A 15,953-nucleotide genomic window follows, 5' to 3' on the forward strand; every position below is an offset into this window, starting at 1 on the left:
TTATTACAAGCATGTCTGATATTCAGTTTGCTTTGACGATTCTGGCTGTAATAATTATTCTTATCATGATCATTTTTAACTGGATTCGCCTTATCCAGTATCGAAAACAAAACCAGACTGAAAATTCTTTTTTATATAAAGATGAAAATGGTTTAAGCCAAGAAGAAAAAAATCCTTACGATCAAGATTTAAGTATCTCTGAGAAATACTTACTTTCAAATTTACCTAAAGATATCTACCGTAATATTGATGCTATTGCATTTATTAAACTTAACAAAGCAACTCATGCTATCTCAAAATTAAATCTTAGAGACTTCATTGAATTGCCTCATACGCATATATTTATTCGTAAAAATGAGGATGTGTGGACTTCAACAGATGGTATGAGCGGATCAGTTTCATTTGATCAAATACTTTTAGCGATACAGTTGGTAGATCGTCAAGGCCCTATATCATCAGCGCATACACAAACATTTAGAATGTTGGTAGAAAAAACTAAAAATGACTTGGACGGTAGTCTCATTTGGCTTTCTAGCTCAAATATCGAAAATGACGCAAAAGAGCTTAATCAATTTTGTGCTCTTGTAGACCATATGATGACATTAACTCTTATCCCAAAAAATAACGGTATGTTTGACAATAAAAAGCTTATTGATATATTAAAAACAGATGGTTTCAAAGAGAATAAAGATGGTTATCATGTATTTAAAGGTCACGATAAACATCCCTTATTTCGCATAGCTTCATTAAATCAACAACCCTTAAACTTCAACCTTGATCCTTATATTCAAGGCATTCTTTTTCAAATGGATTTACCACTAACGTTGAACTGTAAAGAATCTTTTGATGTTATGTTGGAATCAATTACTAATTTTCAAAAAGATCTTGATTGCATGCTTGTTGATTCTAATAAAAAAGAACTTAACGTTAATCATATTGAGCGTATTAGATATCAAGTTGAAAAAATTGAAAATCAAATGATTGCTAAAAATATCCCTCCTGGAAGTTCTTGTGCGCGAAGATTATTTTCTTAAATGGAAGCCAAAAAAGAAAATATTAAGAAAAAAATTGAAGAATTAATCGAAAAGATAAATACATTCGATTATCAATATTACGTTTTAGACAATCCCTCTATTTCAGATTTTGAATACGATAAAATTTTTAGATCGCTTGTTGATCTAGAAAATGCAAATCCTGATTTAATTAAACCAGATTCTCCCACCCAGCGGGTAGGTGGTGAGGCCCTAGAAGCTTTCGAGAGTGTTATCCATCGTCAAGCAATGTTATCTTTAAATAATGCTTTTGAAGAAGATGAGCTTATTGCTTTCGATAAACGTATTAAAGATGATATCGGCATTGATGAAGTGGAATATGCTGTTGAGCCAAAATTTGATGGTCTCGCAATTACATTAACTTATGAAAATGGCATTTTCGTTCAAGGCGCTACACGAGGCGATGGTTATACTGGAGAGAATGTCACGCACAATTTGAAAACTATTCGCTCAATACCCACTAAAGTTAATCATCCAAACCCACCCAAAATTTTAGAAGTGAGAGGTGAGGTTTTAATGCTAAAAAAAGATTTTGAATTACTCAATAAAAAACAAGAGTCTTTAGGCGAAAAAAAATTTGCAAATCCCAGAAATGCTGCGGCAGGAAGCTTAAGACAGCTTGATCCGAAAATAACCGCAAAAAGACCATTAACATTCTTTTCATATGGTCTTGGTGTATGCGAACCTAATTTAAACTTAAAAACGCATACAGAAACAATTCAGCTTTTAAAACAATTTAATTTACCAATTTCTGATTTATCAGTAAGCGTTAAGGGTATAAAAGGTTTAAAGAGCTTTTATGAGAAAGTGTTAAAACTTAGAGATTCCTTAACTTATGACATTGATGGTGTGGTTTATAAAGTAAATTCTTTTAATTATCAAAATGAATTAGGTTTTGTATCACGAGCTCCTCGATGGGCAATTGCTCATAAATTTCCAGCAGAAGAAGCTTTAACTGAAATTTTAGATATTGATGTTCAAGTAGGCCGTACAGGAGCTATAACACCCGTCGCTCGTTTGAAGCCAGTTTTTGTTGGTGGGGTTACCGTCACGAATGCAACTCTTCATAACGAAGACGAAATGATTCGTAAGGACGTACATATTGGTGACATTGTAAGTGTTCGAAGAGCAGGGGATGTAATTCCTGAGATCGTAAGAGTGCTTATTGACAAACGACCAAAGATAATCAAAAAATTTAAAATGCCAACTGCATGCCCAGAGTGCGGTTCACCTCTTATTCGAATAGATGATGAAGCTGTTATTCGATGCTCAGGCGGCCTGGTTTGTCCAGCCCAACAGAAACAATCCATTATTCACTTTGCCTCACGAAAGGCTATGGATATAGAAGGTTTAGGAGACAAATCTGTTGAACAGTTAGTGGCTGTTGGTTTAATTCATGAATTACCCGATATCTATAAGCTGGAGCTTAAACAATTAATTAACCTTGATCGTATGGCAGAAAAATCAGGTCAAAACTTATTGGATGCAATTGAAAAAAGCAAAAAAACTACATTACCTCGATTTATCTATGCGCTTGGTATTCGTAACGTAGGCGAATCAACCGCTAAAGATCTTGCTAGTTTCTATGGGGAGTTAGATGAGGTTATGAAACAGACAGAAGAGAGCTTGCAACTTGTACCTGATATTGGCCCTACAGTTGCAAAATCTATCAGTGATTTTTTCAAGCAAAATAAGAATAGAGAAGTGATCCAATCGTTAATAAAATTTGGCGTTAATTGGCCCAAACACGATATACAAAAATCCACCTCTGGAATTTTTGCAGCTAAGACTTTTGTTCTTACAGGAACTTTGCCTTCGATGTCACGCGAAGAAGCTAAATCAATTATTGAAATGAATGGTGGAAAGGTTGCGGGTAGTGTCTCTAAAAAAACTGATTATGTTGTCGCAGGATCAGATGCCGGAAGTAAATTAACTGTCGCACAAGAACTTGGTGTTAAAGTCATTTCCCAAGATGAACTTTTAAAACTTATAGATTAAAAACTTATGAAATTTAAAACACAATTTTTACTAATAATTTTTAGTATCTTTTTCTCAAACAATATCTTTTCCAAAGAAATAAATAGGTCCTGTGATGAACTATTAAGCGACAACAAGTATGAAGAAGCATTAAAAACAAAGAAAGCCGAATATAAAGCTGCCTTTTGCCACGGACAAGCTCATTTAAAGCTTTATCATTACGACGAGGCTTTAAATGATTTTAGGTTAGCTAGTAAATTAGCAAAAAATGATATTGATCATTCTATGGCTGATTTACTCGCAGGGGTATCTTTAAAAGAAGCCAACAAATTAGATGAAGCTCTTTTGTATTTTAAAAATTCCATTTCGCGTACTGATATTAATAAAGCATTCAAGCGCCTTAACTTAGTTGAAATAGGAGAAATTTTATTACTTCTCGCTAAACATGAGGAAGCAGCAAAATCATTTCTTGATGCCTACGGACTAGCTGCAAATGATGATGAGCGTGCTTTTAATTTGGATCGAGTTGCTTTTGCTTATGCTTCCATGGGAAATTTCACCAAAGCTATAGAGTACGAGTTAAAAGCGAATTTAGCTTTTGAGCGAACAGGTTTACTTGGTGAATATGCAGACTCTGGTATTAATCTCGCTTTGTACTACCTTGAAGTTAATGATCTTATTCCTGCTGAAAGAACACTTTTAAAATTTGAAAAGCTTGCTCGAGAGAATGGGGGAATATATTACCTCGCTAAAGCTTTATATGCGGAAAGTAAATATTACAAAAAAAAATCTAATCACGAACTTAGTAAATCAAAATTTGATGAAGCGAATAAGATTGCTAATGATATAGGGGCGGAGGACCTAAAAGCGCTTTTCAAAGCCATTTAATTTAAAGTGTATATACTATTTTACATAATATACATTATACGAAGTTATTAACACTTAAACCTATCTCTGAAAGTCTTTAAACTGCCGAGGCAATGTATCTTCCTGGACGACAAACTCCATCCCCGCCATAGAACCTACAAAAATTCCAGATTTATACTGCATTCGAACTTTGACCGTATTTAAGGAAATTTCTAATTGATCCTTTGCCCTATAATTCAGAATGTATCCAATTACTTTTTTACCATTGTCGGTACAAGTAACTTCCACGGCGTCCTGATTGTCCATAAGGGCTTTCTATAAGTTATCTTGTATGTTGATAAGTTCTTGTATGGGGTCGTTATATGCTTCGAAAGATTGTTGTGCCCTTTCATACCAATAACGGCTATTGGACTCATCACCTTCGATCTTATGAAGTACGGCATGAATCCAATAAGCTTGGCTAGAATGTAAGTCCTGAACGATTTTGTGAGAGGCATCCCACGCATCGTTAATAGCGAATGCAATCGCTCGATTAAGTAGCTCCTTGTGTGATGAGCCACTCATAGCGCCTAACGGCTATTAAAGAAGCCTATGTTATAGACTTTACCATCCATGATTGTTAATTCAGTCTGTTTCCAGGTATTTTTTTCATCAGATTTTACAAGGTTCGCGTAATACCACATCTCAATATTGACTCGTTTATTAGGATTCGACTTATCTACTGCGGGCCTTCCAATTACTGAACTTGCATTAGTAGGTTTCACTGACATTTCTTTTCTTTCTGGCTCACCCAAAACTTGAAGAACTCTTTCTTTTGATTTAGCCCCGAAAGTATCTAAAAACTCATTCTCTGTATATAGTTTTTTTCCTTCAGCTAATACATGAAAAGAAATTCCTAATGCTATGAATATAAATAATATTTTTTTTAATAATGTAGACATATTAACCTTTAATTGATGATGATTTTAAGCCCGTCATATCCAACATCGATATGGCCAGGTAATTCTTTTTTTAATGCTTCATATTCTAAATCATGTGTCATATGAATCAAATATGTTTTCTTTGCTTTTATTCGATTAGCGAAAATTAAACTTTGCTCAAGATTGATATGTGTATGATGCTCTTTAATGCGTAAACAATCCAAGAGTAGGATGTCTAAACATTCCAAAAGTTTCAGTGAGTTTTCAGGAATATCGGATACGTCAGTGAGATAAGCTAAATTTCCAATGCGATAGCCATAGATTTCTGATCTTCCATGGGCAACAGGAATTGGCGTTACAAGTTCGCCAAAAAGCTGAAATGGATCATTGACCGGCATTGCTTTTAAAACAGGCATTTCCCAAAACCCTTTAGGTTCGTTCAAAGCATAGCCAAATTTTAATGCAATATGTTCAAGCGACTCTTTTTTTCCGTAAATAGGTATTTGCATTTTGTGTAACTGACAAAAAGCTCTTAAATCATCTATGCCATGAAGATGATCTGCGTGAGTATGTGTATAAAGCACAGCATCAACTCTTGGAATTGATTCTCTTAGAGATTGAAAACGTAAATCAGGGCTGGTATCAATAAGAATATGCTCGCCTGATTTTAATTTAATAAGGGATGAGCAACGTGTTCGCTTATTTTTCGGATTGACAGATAAGCAAGTTTCACAATTGCATCCAACAACAGGGGTGCCCGCGCTTGATCCACTGCCAAGAATGGTTAATTCGAAGGACGGCATTTTGAAAAAAGCTTAAAGAAATTTTGTGTGGTTGCTTCACCAACCTCTTCCACTGGAATATTTTTTAGTTTTGCAATTTCCTCTGCCACATGAATCACATTGGATGGATCATTTATTTTACCTCGATAAGGCACAGGCGCCAGATATGGGGAGTCAGTCTCAATAAGAATCCGATCAAGTGGAATAGCTTTCACAACTTCTTTAAGATCTGTTGCATTTTTAAATGTTACAATGCCTGAGAATGAAATATAGAAATTAAGTTTAATAGCCTCGAAAGCTACATCAAGGGATTCTGTAAAGCAGTGCATTACACCACCTACATGATTTGCGCCCTCCTCTCGCATAATTTTTAAAGTATCCTCTGCTGCATTTCGTGTATGAATAATAAGAGGTAAATTTGATTGAATAGCAGCTTTAATATGTGTTCTAAAACGATCCCTTTGCCATGAAAGATCGCCTAGCACTCTAAAATAATCTAGTCCGGTTTCGCCAATAGCTACAACCTTTTTCTCTTTAGTAAAGCGACATAACTCATCCACAGAAGGTTCTTCAATATCTTCGCAATCCGGATGAACGCCAACAGATGCAAAAATATGTGGATATGTATTTGCAATCTTAAAAATGTCGGGTAATTTATCCAAAGTAACGCTCACACATAAGGCATGGGTAACTTTATTAGATGACATCTTGGAAAGAATAGAATCTATATTTTGATATAGCTCTGGAAAATTAATGTGGCAATGAGAATCTACAAAGCTTGTCATGATGGCTCAAAAATTTGTTTGTATTTAATAAAAATATTTTGCAGTTGAAGCTCCTGATTAACTGGATGTGATGCAATTTTTTTTAATTCATTTAATTCGTTTGTAAATAAAAGCAAGGTATTAAGATTAATTTGTTTTGCTTGAGAGTGAATGAGCTTCTCTTCATTTGTAAAATAATAACTCTGTTGCGTATGGAAGCTTAGCAATAAATCAAAAGCCCATTTTTGAATCATATTTAATGTCCAATCAAGCCCTTGAGTCAGAATTGCATAATTAACTTTAGTGATATCGATATTATGGCCTTGAGATAATAATTGGGTAACAACCTCGCGCTCCGATTTATTTTCTAATTCTTTGATAGCATTAAATGGTGAGCCACCAGTAAATGAGAGCAAACTTTCCTCAAGGACTATATTTTGATCAATCAAAAACAAATTGGCCTCATCTAATGATGGGCCTCGAAGGTCTAATAATTGGCAACGACTTCGGATAGTAGCAATTAGTTTTTGTATTTGGCTTGATAAAAGAATGAATAGAGTATTTTCTGGTGGCTCCTCTAAAATTTTAAGCAGCGCATTAGATGCTGCCTGATTAAGGGAGTCTGCTGGTTGAATCAAAACAACACGTTTACCGCTTACTTGATGAGCTGAAAGTTCTAAATATTCTGAGAGCTCTCGAATTTGATCAATTACAATATTTTTTTTACGAATAGTTTTTCTTTTTGATGACTCATCATCCTCACTTTCAATAGGGGCGATATGTTTGAAATCAGGATGTGACTCAGGAAACCACTGGCAACTTGAACATACCTCGCAAGGAAAATGATTAGCAAGAGGGTTTTGACATAAATATGATTTTGTAAATTTCATTGCAAAATCATATTTTCCAATGCCTTCTTTGCCTTTTAGAATTAAAGCGTGAGGAAGCTTTTCATTTTCATGAATAGCAATCCAAGCATCTTTAAACCAAGGATAAATAGAGTTCATCATAAAATAGTCTTAATTGCCTTAATGACATCTTGAGCTACAGATTCAATAGCTTGATTTGCATTAATAATCTTATAACGTTTAGGGTTTTGTCTCGCGAGGTCTAGGTATACATTTCTAAGACGATTAAAAAAAGATTCATCTTCTTTTTCAAACTTATCGGGAGATCTATTTTTCTTTAAACGTTCAATACTTATTTCAACAGGTAAATCAAATAACAAAGTAAGATCAGCCTTGAGTTCTGGATGCACCCACGATTCAAGCACTTCAATTTTAGCGTAAGATACTTGTTTGCCACCATATTGATAAGCATAGGTAGCATCAGTAAAACGATCAGATACTACAAATACACCCTTATCAAGTGCTGGCTTGATAATTTCTGCGATATGTTGCTTTCTAGCTGCAAACATAAGAAGTGTTTCTGTTTCAGGGTCCATCTCATCATGAAGAAGCAATTCTCTTAATTTTTCTCCAAGTTTTGTTCCTCCAGGCTCTCTTGTTCTTATAACGTCAATTTTTTGTAATTCGAGAAAAGATATAACTTCGTCAATATGCGAACTTTTCCCTGCACCATCCACGCCTTCAAATGTAATAAATTTACCTTTGTTTATCATTTAATCTGATACTTTCTGACAGCGTTATTATGTTCATTTAAATTGGCAGAAAAGTAATGTGTACCATCACCTTTGCCCACAAAATAAAGAGTATCTGTTTTTGTGGGGTGAAGAGCAGCTCGAATAGAAATTAACCCTGGCATTGTTATAGGGCCTGGAGGCAATCCCTCTCTTGTATATGTATTGTAAGGTGTGTCCGTAATCAAATCCTTTTTTGTAATATCTCCAGTAAACTTTTTACCGAGTCCATATATTACTGTAGGATCGCTCTGTAATTTCATATTAATACTTAATCGATGTATAAATACTCCAGAGATAAGATTCGCTTCTATTGACTTGCCTGTTTCTTTTTCAATAATAGAAGCCATTGTGAGAGCTTCATAGCTATTTTTGTAAGGGGCCTCTTCTGATCGATGAGCCCATTCATAATTTAATTTTTTTTGCATCGCCTTATAAGCTCTTTTTAGAATTTCAATGTCGGTAGTATTTCTACTGAAATAATAAGTGTCAGGAAAGAATTGCCCTTCAGCTGACTCATATGGAATTCCAACTGCAATAGCAATAGCTTTTGTATCGTATGGTTTCATTGTTTTTTTGATACTATCGTTCGCTTTTATTTTTTCTAACATCGAATGAAGGTCTTGTCCTTCTATAAAAGTAATAGAGCCTTCAGTGGCGCGCCCATCGACAAAAGATTTCAATAATTGGTAAGGTGTAATATTTGGATTAAGATTATAGTTGCCAGGCCTTAGTTTTCTTGACTGCCCCAAAGCTTTGGTAAGGATGATGAATCTCCAAGGTTCATTAAGAATTTTTTCATCAACGAGCTGAAAAGCAATCGTTTTTAGACTGCAGCCAGGTTCGATTTCTATAGACAAATCTGATTTATTGATGCGAAGTGGCGTTATTAGAAAATGAACGATCCAAACTAGGATGGGAATAAAAAGAATTATTAACCGAATAAGCCATTTTTTCATGTATTAAAATTCTCAAGTGACTGGTTAAATAGTGAAGCTAATTCTTGATGCTGCCAAAGCTTATTTTTAATTTCTTTAACTTGTAAAACACCAAATAAACTGTTTGTTATGAAGACCTCATCACTCTCTAAAAGTTTATTTAACTTAAATGTCGTCTCTTTAATTTTAAAACCTAATTTCATTGAGATTTTAATAATCAATTCCCTTGTAACTCCCTTAATGCCTACTTGGCTTATCTTTGGCGTGTAAATAGTGTTTCCAATGCGCATAAAGATATTGCTGGATATGCATTCGATCACATAGCCATTCTGATCAAGAAGAATGCCATCAGCATAATGGTCACCCTTCCACTCTTGTCTTGCCATAATGTTTTCTAATCGATTGAGATGTTTAACGCCTGAAAGAATAGAAGGATTAAGCTTTTGCTTGCATACGCAGAGATTAACGCCAAGGTTAAAATATTCTTTGGGGTAAATTGGCATTTTAGTTTTAATTAAAAAACGATTATGCACAATATCCTCACTAAATTTATAGCCTCGCTCACTATTACCTCTAGAAATAATAAATTTTCCCACTGACTTTTTCTTAGACTTAAATAAAGTATTAATATCAGTTAGTAAATCTTTTTCTTTTGGAGGGGTAATTTTTAACGCAAGACAGTCTTCTACTATTTTTTTGTAGTGATGTTTCCAATGAAGCACTTTTTTATTTTCTACAACAAAGGTTCTAAAAATTCCATCGCCATATTGAAATGCGCGATCAAAAGGACTGATCTTCTGGAATGTGCCATTAATGAGGAATTGTTTTGACAAGTTATACAGCCGATTATGAAGTAATTAATGAGTTCATTTTAGATTAAACCCATTTGTAAGAACCTATATTTTTTTAAACACAAGGCTTCCGTTGGTGCCGCCAAAACCGAAGTTATTTTTGAGTGCAACATCAATTTTCATTGATCTTGCTTCATTGGCACAATAATCAAGATCGCATTCGGGGTCTTGGTTAAAAATATTAATTGTTGGTGGGGAAATTTGATTATAAATAGCCAATACCGTAAAAACAGATTCGATGCCGCCTGCCCCACCTAATAAATGTCCTGTCATTGATTTTGTAGAATTCACAACGAGTTTATTAGCGAAGTCTCCGAATGTAGCTTTAATGGCATTAGTTTCATTAAGATCACCAAGAGGTGTTGATGTGCCATGCGCATTAATATACTGCACATTATCTGTATTAACATTTGCATTTTTTAATGCATTGACAATAGAACGTCTCGGCCCATCCATGTTGGGAGCGGTAATATGATAAGCGTCTGCACTCATGCCATAACCTGAAAGCTCTGCATAAATTTTGGCGCCCCTTTGTTTTGCATGTTCGTATTCCTCAAGCACCATAACGCCAGCGCCTTCACCAATAACAAAACCATCGCGGTCTTTATCCCAAGGACGGCTTGCCGTTTTTGGATCGTCATTACGTGATGAAAGTGCTTTTGCTGCAGAAAATCCAGCCACTGATAATTCAGTAATAGCTGCTTCTGACCCTCCCGCCAACATTACGTCAGCATCGCCATATTCAATCATTCGCGCCGCATCACCAATTGAATGGGTGCCTGTTGTACATGCAGTGACAATTGAAACATTAGGGCCTTTCAAATTAAGCATAATAGAAAGATTGCCAGATATCATATTGATAATTGTGCCTGGAATAAAAAATGGCGAAACTTTACGAACGCCACCCTCATCAAACACATCGCTTGTAGATTCAATTAAATTAATTCCGCCAATACCTGAACCAACAGACACACCAATGCGCTCGCTATTGTTATCATTAATTTCAATACCAGAATCTTTAAACGCTTCAATACCTGCTGCAATACCGAATTGAATGAAAGTATCCATACGGCGCGCATCTTTAGGTGGAATGTATGCAAGTGGGTCGAAATTTTTGACTTCACCTGCTATTTGAGAGGGAAAGGTTGAGCAGTCAAATTTGGTAATTTTACCTATACCAGATTGGCCGTTAATGATATTAGCCCAAGATTCTTTTACCCCTATACCTACGGGGGTAATCAAACCTAAGCCGGTGACTACAACTCTTCTCTTCGACATGGATTTAACCCAACCCTTTCAAAATCTAGAAAAGGTTAGGCAACATTTGAATTATTTTAAATTTTTGTTGATGTAATCAACAGCTTGCTGAACTGTAGTAATCTTTTCAGCTTCTTCGTCAGGAATTTCACAATCAAACTCTTCTTCTAACGCCATTACGAGCTCAACTGTATCAAGTGAATCAGCGCCTAAATCATCTACAAATGATGATGTATTTTTTACATCAGCTTCTTTGGTGCCGAGTTGTTCTGCAACAATTTTTTTTACACGTTGTTCGATGTCAGACATCTAAAATACCCCTTTTATTTAAGAAATGGCACAGAAGCCATACATTATTTTAACAAATCTTGTTAAGAATTTTGTAATAAAGTTAAAAAAATAACTTAAATCATTAACATTCCACCATTGACATGAAGAGTCTCACCTGTGATATAAGACGCTTCTTTTGAAGCTAAAAAGCATACGGCAGCACCAATATCCTCAGGACTTCCTAAACGACCTAATGGAACATGATCTAGAAGCTGTTTTTTATGTTCTTCTGACAATCCTTTGGTCATATCAGTATCAATAAATCCGGGCGCTACACAATTCACTGTAATACCTCGACTACCGATTTCTTTTGCTAATGACTTTGTAAAACCTGTAACGCCGGCTTTAGCAGCGGCATAATTTGTTTGGCCTGCATTGCCCATATGACCTACTACAGAAGTGATATTAATAATCCTACCGTAGCGACTTTTCATCATGCTTCGAATGAGCGCCTGACTCATTCGAAAAATAGATTTTAAATTAGTTGAAATGACATCATCCCACTCTTCTTCTTTCATGCGCATGAACAACATATCTTTTGTAATGCCAGCATTATTAACAAGTATTGAAATGTCGCCATGTTCTTTGGTAATATCATCTATTGTTTGAAGAATAGCTTCATTATCATTAACATCTAATTTAATACCTTTGCCTGCAATATTTTGTTCTTTGAGAAAAGTTGAAATTTTTTGTGCGCCATCTTCTGTCGTTGCAGTTCCAATCACAAAAGCTTTTTGTTTGCCTAAGCTTAATGCAATTGATTGTCCGATACCACGACTAGCACCTGTGACAAGAGCAACTTGATTTTCGAGATTATTAAACATAATTTTTCCTAAATAGTTTTACTATATAAATGTTTTAAATTCATCTAGAGCAGTTTCATTCACAAGGGCAATGCATTTTAATTCAGCTGAGATACGCTTCGTAAGTCCTGTGAGTACTTTGCCTGGGCCGCATTCAGCAATATAACCAATTTTATTTAATGCGATCTTTTCTATAGTTTCAACCCATCTTACCGGATGACAGAGTTGTTTTGAGAGGGCATCCTTAATTTCGTTTGCATCATCATGCCCCATTACATCTACATTATGAATAACGGTAATGGTGGGTTTTTTAATTGTAATATTATTTAAATATTCCCTTAATTCGCTAGATGCTTTTTGCATAAGAGAACAGTGCGAAGGAACACTTACAGGAAGAAGAATAGCTCGCTTAGCACCTTTTGCTTTTGCAACTTCAATAGCTCGTTCAACTGCTAATACATTACCTGCAATGACCACCTGCCCTGGTGAATTAAAATTTACTGCCTCAACCACATCATTTTCTTGAGCTTCTTTACATGCATTTACGACTTCTTCGTCACTCATCCCAAGAATTGCAGCCATAGCACCTACCCCATCAGGAACGGCTTTTTGCATCACTTCTGCTCTATATTTAACAAGCTTTAAAGCGTCTTTGAATTCAATTGCTTCAGATGCGACGAGCGCTGAATATTCACCGAGGCTATGTCCCGCAAAATAATCAGGACGTTTGTCCGTTCTAGACTGCCAGAGACGCCAGGTTGCAACGCCTGCTGCAAGAAGTATTGGTTGGGTATGAATTGTTTGATTAATTTCTTCATTAGGCTCAGCAGCCATTTTCCAAAAATCAATATTGAGAACTTCGGAAGCCTCATTGAAAACAGAGCGAATCAAAGGATGATCATTAAAATCTGCCATCATGCCGACTGATTGAGAGCCTTGACCAGGAAAAATAAAGGAGAATTTATTCATAATTTACTTTATATATATTTATTAAATATATGATTTTTAATATTTAATTAAAGCTGAACCCCAGGTGAATCCACCACCGAAAGCTTCCATCAAAAGTGTTTCGCCTCTTTTGATTTTATGTTCTCGAATGGCGGTATCTAGTGCCAAAGGAATTGATGCAGCAGAAGTGTTGCCATGCCTGTCGATGGTAACAATGACTCGATCCATACTCATATTTAATTTTTTTGCGGTGGCTTCTAAAATTCGAATATTGGCTTGATGAGGCACAAGCCAGTCAATATCTGATTTTTCTAACTGATTCATTTCTAGGGTCTCATCAACAATAGAATCTAATGTATTCACAGCGATTTTAAATACTTGATTCCCTTGCATTTCAATTGTAGCCTTTCCTTTTTGATGAGATACCCCGCTTGGTACATGAAGTAGTTTTTCATATGCACCATCTGCATGAATATGGGTAGACAAAATTCCTGGTTGATTTGATGATTCAAGAATAATAGCGCCCCCACCATCACCCCAGAGAATAGCGTTGCTTCGGTCAGAATAATCTGTAATGCGTGACATAGTGTCAGCGCCAATGACTAAAACGCATTTTGCAGCGCCTGTTTTAATAAAATTATCTGCAACAGAAAGCGCATAAACAAAACCGCTGCATACCGCTTGAATATCAAATGCTGGGCACAAAGATAAGCCAAGTTTTGTCTGGACAATGCAGGCTGTACTCGGAAATGTTTTATCAGGCGTAGTAGTTGCTACGATGATAAGATCAATTTTATTTGCGTCAATACCCGCAGCATTGATTGCGAGCTTAGATGCTTCTACTGCTAAATCACTTGTATATTGATGTGCAGATACGATGTGCCTTTCTTTAATACCTGTTCTTGTCGTAATCCACTCATCAGTCGTCTCAAACATTTTTTCAAGATCGTGATTGCTTAGTATTTTTTCAGGGAGATAACTTCCTGTCCCTGTAATTTTTGAATAAATCATATATTTTCTGATGACGAAGTATCTAAAGGGATTTCTAACTCAAGTTGTTTTTGTATTTTTTCTAAAACATTATTTTTTGACTCTTCAATAGCTGTCTGAATTGCAAAAAAGAATGAATAACTATCTGCGCTACCATGACTTTTAACCACAATACCCCTGAGACCTAGGAAACTAGCTCCGTTGTATCTTCTAGGATCGAGTCTTTTTTTGAATCGATTAAGAACAAGCAAAGAAACGAATGCCATAACTTTTGTAATCCAATTGCGTTTAAATTCTTGCGTTAAAAATCGACCCATTAATTGGGCAATTCCTTCAGCTGTTTTAAGAGCCACATTACCTACAAATCCATCACATACAACGACATCAGTTGTGCCTTTAAAAATATCATTGCCTTCAACATTACCATAGAAATTAAGATGACTTCGGCGAAGTAACTCACTAGCTTCCTTAACAATTTCATTGCCTTTAATGTCTTCTGAGCCAATATTCAAGAGTCCTACAGAAGGATTAGGATTGCCGGTCACCGAACTTACTAGCATGGCGCCCATTACTGCGAATTGCAATAAATGTTCCGCTGTGCAGTCTGTATTGGCACCAAGATCTAACATATAAGTTGTACCTTTTTGACTGGGTAAACTTGATGCAATAGCAGGCCTATCAATACCTGGTAACATTTTTAACACATAGCGAGCTGTTGCCATAAGTGCGCCGGTATTACCAGCGCTTACACAGGCTTGTGCCTTCTCTTCCTTGATTAAATTAATGGCGACACGCATGGAGGAGTCTTTTTTATTTTTCAAAGCGCTTTGAGGAGATTCATCCATTTCCACGACTTCACTTGTATGTTGTATAGACAGGCGTGGGTTGGTGTACTTATTCTTTTGAAGCTCTTTTTCAATGAGCTCTTTATCGCCAACTAAAATAATATGAAGTTGGTCATATCTTGTTAACGCATTAATGGAAGCCGGAACGGTGATTTTGGGACCATGATCCCCGCCCATTGCGTCGACTGCTAGGGTGATTGTCATTGATTCTCTTAATGCTTTAAGAGTAATGAAAGAAATAAATCAGAATAATTATTCTGATTTATTCTGAATAACTTTTTTGCCTCGATAATAGCCTGTTGGGCTTACGTGATGACGCAAATGAACTTCGCCAGTAGTAGGTTCTACAGCAAGTGGTGGATTAGATAAAAAATCGTGAGAACGATGCATTCCACGTTTTGATGGTGATTTTTTATTTTGCTGAACAGCCATAGCAACTCCTAAATTTAATTTTTATATAATTTTTGTTTTAAATCAGCAAACGGATGAATGCGATCTAACATTTCATCAGTTTTTTTATAGTGGCACTTATCATTTTCATGTTTTGGTGCTACCGGCAAAGAAAGTATGATTTCATCTTCAATAAGACTTAAAACATCCATTTTTGCACTACCTTCAATTAAATCGTAATCCGCATGGTCATCAACCTGAAAACCAGTGAGTTGCGTTTCTTCTTTAATTAAAAATCCTGACTTTAAAAAAATCGTATGCTCTAATTTTTCTGAACATCTTTGGCAAATTAAATCCAATTTACCTTCAATGAATAGCTCTAAACAAGGCTCTTTATGTTTATTTTCGAAGCCTCTTAAAACAAAAGCAACTGAATCTTCGAGATTTAAGCATAAATCTTGCAATCGCTTAAAATCAGAGAGGCGAATTATATCACGAATTTCTCTCGATTTTCTTGAAAAATCAATATTGTCTATATGCTGTTCCATCAATAGATTTAGGGTTAAAAGACATCATTATTATATAAGAAATGACATGCTA

The 15,953-nt window shown here is 35.6% G+C and carries 19 protein-coding genes; 3 read left to right on the plus strand and 16 right to left on the minus strand.

The features are described 5' to 3' along the window. Nucleotides 1-11: 11 nt before the first annotated feature. The 3 genes from FIT61_RS03250 to FIT61_RS03260 are packed head-to-tail and all read left to right on the plus strand — an operon-like array spanning nt 12 to nt 3,917. Nucleotides 12-1,034 (plus strand): cell division protein ZipA C-terminal FtsZ-binding domain-containing protein, encoded by a 1,023-nt coding sequence (locus tag FIT61_RS03250; RefSeq protein ID WP_139883231.1) that lies wholly within the window; start codon nt 12-14, stop codon nt 1,032-1,034. After that, nucleotides 1,035-3,050: an NAD-dependent DNA ligase LigA gene (ligA, locus tag FIT61_RS03255; RefSeq protein ID WP_139883233.1), complete on the plus strand. Its 2,016-nt coding sequence runs from the start codon at nt 1,035-1,037 to the stop codon at nt 3,048-3,050. 6 nt (nt 3,051-3,056) lie between these two features. After that, a complete protein-coding gene (locus tag FIT61_RS03260; RefSeq protein WP_139883235.1) occupies nt 3,057-3,917 on the plus strand; it encodes a tetratricopeptide repeat protein in 861 nt (286 codons plus the stop codon). A 294-nt stretch (nt 3,918-4,211) separates the two neighbouring features. Here FIT61_RS03260 and FIT61_RS03265 read toward each other — a convergent pair whose 3' ends face one another. From FIT61_RS03265 to FIT61_RS03340, 16 genes are all read right to left on the minus strand, one after another. Continuing rightward, nucleotides 4,212-4,460, minus strand: coding sequence for a hypothetical protein (locus tag FIT61_RS03265; RefSeq protein ID WP_139883237.1), 249 nt, complete (start codon nt 4,458-4,460; stop codon nt 4,212-4,214). 5 nt (nt 4,461-4,465) lie between these two features. Continuing rightward, a complete protein-coding gene (locus FIT61_RS03270) occupies nt 4,466-4,837 on the minus strand; it encodes a hypothetical protein (protein WP_244925218.1) in 372 nt (123 codons plus the stop codon). Nucleotides 4,838-4,845: 8 nt separating this feature from the next. Further along, nucleotides 4,846-5,619 carry an MBL fold metallo-hydrolase gene (locus tag FIT61_RS03275; RefSeq protein ID WP_139883239.1) on the minus strand — a complete coding sequence of 258 codons (774 nt, stop codon included), beginning with the start codon at nt 5,617-5,619 and terminating at the stop codon, nt 4,846-4,848. Further along, nucleotides 5,601-6,383, minus strand: a complete 783-nt coding sequence (locus FIT61_RS03280; protein ID WP_139883240.1) for a TatD family hydrolase — start codon at nt 6,381-6,383, stop codon at nt 5,601-5,603. The genes FIT61_RS03275 and FIT61_RS03280 overlap by 19 nt, the downstream gene beginning before the upstream one ends. Beyond that, nucleotides 6,380-7,372, minus strand: coding sequence for a DNA polymerase III subunit delta' (locus FIT61_RS03285; RefSeq protein WP_139883242.1), 993 nt, complete (start codon nt 7,370-7,372; stop codon nt 6,380-6,382). Before FIT61_RS03285 ends, FIT61_RS03280 begins: the two co-directional genes overlap by 4 nt. Then, nucleotides 7,369-7,983: a dTMP kinase gene (tmk, locus tag FIT61_RS03290; protein ID WP_187351767.1), complete on the minus strand. Its 615-nt coding sequence runs from the start codon at nt 7,981-7,983 to the stop codon at nt 7,369-7,371. Before tmk ends, FIT61_RS03285 begins: the two co-directional genes overlap by 4 nt. Next, complete coding sequence (gene mltG, locus FIT61_RS03295; protein WP_139883244.1) at nt 7,980-8,960, minus strand: endolytic transglycosylase MltG; 981 nt, start codon at nt 8,958-8,960, stop codon at nt 7,980-7,982. The genes tmk and mltG overlap by 4 nt, the downstream gene beginning before the upstream one ends. Next, nucleotides 8,957-9,772, minus strand: a complete 816-nt coding sequence (pabC, locus tag FIT61_RS03300; RefSeq protein ID WP_187351768.1) for an aminodeoxychorismate lyase — start codon at nt 9,770-9,772, stop codon at nt 8,957-8,959. The genes mltG and pabC overlap by 4 nt, the downstream gene beginning before the upstream one ends. A gap of 63 nt (nt 9,773-9,835) precedes the next feature. Then, nucleotides 9,836-11,068, minus strand: a complete 1,233-nt coding sequence (gene fabF / locus FIT61_RS03305; protein ID WP_139873391.1) for a beta-ketoacyl-ACP synthase II — start codon at nt 11,066-11,068, stop codon at nt 9,836-9,838. A 51-nt stretch (nt 11,069-11,119) separates the two neighbouring features. Then, nucleotides 11,120-11,356, minus strand: coding sequence for an acyl carrier protein (gene acpP, locus FIT61_RS03310; protein WP_028817778.1), 237 nt, complete (start codon nt 11,354-11,356; stop codon nt 11,120-11,122). Nucleotides 11,357-11,451: 95 nt separating this feature from the next. Beyond that, entirely contained in the window at nt 11,452-12,201 is a 750-nt protein-coding gene (fabG, locus tag FIT61_RS03315) for a 3-oxoacyl-ACP reductase FabG (protein ID WP_139883246.1), read from the minus strand. Nucleotides 12,202-12,222: 21 nt separating this feature from the next. Further along, nucleotides 12,223-13,149 carry an ACP S-malonyltransferase gene (fabD, locus tag FIT61_RS03320; RefSeq protein ID WP_139883247.1) on the minus strand — a complete coding sequence of 309 codons (927 nt, stop codon included), beginning with the start codon at nt 13,147-13,149 and terminating at the stop codon, nt 12,223-12,225. 36 nt (nt 13,150-13,185) lie between these two features. Further along, nucleotides 13,186-14,139, minus strand: a complete 954-nt coding sequence (locus FIT61_RS03325) for a beta-ketoacyl-ACP synthase III (protein ID WP_139873394.1) — start codon at nt 14,137-14,139, stop codon at nt 13,186-13,188. Further along, nucleotides 14,136-15,167 carry a phosphate acyltransferase PlsX gene (gene plsX / locus FIT61_RS03330; RefSeq protein ID WP_139883249.1) on the minus strand — a complete coding sequence of 344 codons (1,032 nt, stop codon included), beginning with the start codon at nt 15,165-15,167 and terminating at the stop codon, nt 14,136-14,138. The genes FIT61_RS03325 and plsX overlap by 4 nt, the downstream gene beginning before the upstream one ends. Nucleotides 15,168-15,215: 48 nt before the next feature. Continuing rightward, entirely contained in the window at nt 15,216-15,395 is a 180-nt protein-coding gene (rpmF, locus tag FIT61_RS03335) for a 50S ribosomal protein L32 (RefSeq protein WP_028817942.1), read from the minus strand. A gap of 14 nt (nt 15,396-15,409) precedes the next feature. Then, a complete protein-coding gene (locus FIT61_RS03340; protein ID WP_139883251.1) occupies nt 15,410-15,901 on the minus strand; it encodes a YceD family protein in 492 nt (163 codons plus the stop codon). Nucleotides 15,902-15,953 lie beyond the last annotated feature (52 nt).

The sequence above is a fragment of the Candidatus Methylopumilus rimovensis genome (assembly GCF_006364615.1).
GTDB lineage: Bacteria > Pseudomonadota > Gammaproteobacteria > Burkholderiales > Methylophilaceae > Methylopumilus > Methylopumilus rimovensis.

Excerpts from the sequence above, each read along its gene's own strand:
- ligA (WP_139883233.1), top strand. The coding sequence starts at position 1,035 with ATGGAAGCCAAAAAAGAAAATATTAAGAAAAAAATTGAAGAATTAATC.
- fabG (WP_139883246.1), bottom strand. The coding sequence starts at position 12,201 with ATGTTTAATAATCTCGAAAATCAAGTTGCTCTTGTCACAGGTGCTAGT.
- FIT61_RS03265 (WP_139883237.1), bottom strand. The coding sequence starts at position 4,460 with ATGAGTGGCTCATCACACAAGGAGCTACTTAATCGAGCGATTGCATTC.
- FIT61_RS03280 (WP_139883240.1), bottom strand. The coding sequence starts at position 6,383 with ATGACAAGCTTTGTAGATTCTCATTGCCACATTAATTTTCCAGAGCTA.
- tmk (WP_187351767.1), bottom strand. The coding sequence starts at position 7,983 with ATGATAAACAAAGGTAAATTTATTACATTTGAAGGCGTGGATGGTGCA.
- acpP (WP_028817778.1), bottom strand. The coding sequence starts at position 11,356 with ATGTCTGACATCGAACAACGTGTAAAAAAAATTGTTGCAGAACAACTC.
- FIT61_RS03285 (WP_139883242.1), bottom strand. The coding sequence starts at position 7,372 with ATGATGAACTCTATTTATCCTTGGTTTAAAGATGCTTGGATTGCTATT.
- rpmF (WP_028817942.1), bottom strand. The coding sequence starts at position 15,395 with ATGGCTGTTCAGCAAAATAAAAAATCACCATCAAAACGTGGAATGCAT.
- FIT61_RS03260 (WP_139883235.1), top strand. The coding sequence starts at position 3,057 with ATGAAATTTAAAACACAATTTTTACTAATAATTTTTAGTATCTTTTTC.
- FIT61_RS03250 (WP_139883231.1), top strand. The coding sequence starts at position 12 with ATGTCTGATATTCAGTTTGCTTTGACGATTCTGGCTGTAATAATTATT.
- mltG (WP_139883244.1), bottom strand. The coding sequence starts at position 8,960 with ATGAAAAAATGGCTTATTCGGTTAATAATTCTTTTTATTCCCATCCTA.
- fabD (WP_139883247.1), bottom strand. The coding sequence starts at position 13,149 with ATGAATAAATTCTCCTTTATTTTTCCTGGTCAAGGCTCTCAATCAGTC.
- FIT61_RS03340 (WP_139883251.1), bottom strand. The coding sequence starts at position 15,901 with ATGGAACAGCATATAGACAATATTGATTTTTCAAGAAAATCGAGAGAA.
- fabF (WP_139873391.1), bottom strand. The coding sequence starts at position 11,068 with ATGTCGAAGAGAAGAGTTGTAGTCACCGGCTTAGGTTTGATTACCCCC.
- FIT61_RS03325 (WP_139873394.1), bottom strand. The coding sequence starts at position 14,139 with ATGATTTATTCAAAAATTACAGGGACAGGAAGTTATCTCCCTGAAAAA.
- FIT61_RS03270 (WP_244925218.1), bottom strand. The coding sequence starts at position 4,837 with ATGTCTACATTATTAAAAAAAATATTATTTATATTCATAGCATTAGGA.
- FIT61_RS03275 (WP_139883239.1), bottom strand. The coding sequence starts at position 5,619 with ATGCCGTCCTTCGAATTAACCATTCTTGGCAGTGGATCAAGCGCGGGC.
- plsX (WP_139883249.1), bottom strand. The coding sequence starts at position 15,167 with ATGACAATCACCCTAGCAGTCGACGCAATGGGCGGGGATCATGGTCCC.